Below are 580 nucleotides of genomic sequence, written 5' to 3' on the forward strand. Positions count from 1 at the left end.
TACGAGCCATTAGCTCAGTTGGTAGAGCATCTGACTTTTAATCAGAGGGTCGAAGGTTCGAATCCTTCATGGCTCACTTTTGTTTTTTCCGCGCGGTCGTGGCGGAACGGCAGACGCGCTAGGTTGAGGGCCTAGTGGGGGAAACCCCGTGGAGGTTCAAGTCCTCTCGGCCGCATCGAAAAAAATCTTAAAAAAGTACTTGCATTTGAAAATGTAGTATGATAAGATAATTGAGTCGCCAAAAGACAACGACGAAAAAACATCATGAATAAGCGCCCGTAGCTCAATTGGATAGAGCGTTTGACTACGGATCAAGAGGTTAGGGGTTCGACTCCTCTCGGGCGCGCCAATTACGGGAAGTGGCTCAGCTTGGTAGAGCACCTGGTTTGGGACCAGGGGGTCGCAGGTTCAAATCCTGTCTTCCCGACCACGCGGGTGTAGTTTAGTGGTAAAACAAGAGCCTTCCAAGCTCTGGTCGAGAGTTCGATTCTCTTCACCCGCTTTTAGTTCTTTGAAAACTGAACGAAACAAACAACGTGAAACGTCAATTTTTATTTTTAGATGCTAGACAAACTAACTT

The 580-nt window shown here is 47.2% G+C and carries 5 tRNA genes; all 5 read left to right on the forward strand.

Annotated features, from left to right (window positions below):
- Positions 1-3: 3 nt before the first annotated feature.
- Positions 4-76, forward strand: a tRNA-Lys gene (locus tag JDS92_RS30085).
- Positions 77-92: 16 nt separating this feature from the next.
- A tRNA-Leu gene (locus JDS92_RS30090) sits at positions 93-175 on the forward strand.
- A gap of 97 nt (positions 176-272) precedes the next feature.
- Positions 273-349 (forward strand) — tRNA-Arg (locus JDS92_RS30095).
- 4 nt (positions 350-353) lie between these two features.
- Positions 354-430 (forward strand) — tRNA-Pro (locus tag JDS92_RS30100).
- 1 nt (position 431) lies between these two features.
- Positions 432-502, forward strand: a tRNA-Gly gene (locus tag JDS92_RS30105).
- Positions 503-580: the final 78 nt, after the last annotated feature.

Origin of the sequence: Bacillus cereus group sp. N12 (assembly GCF_016483575.1) — a bacterium.
Classification (GTDB): domain Bacteria; phylum Bacillota; class Bacilli; order Bacillales; family Bacillaceae_G; genus Bacillus_A; species Bacillus_A toyonensis.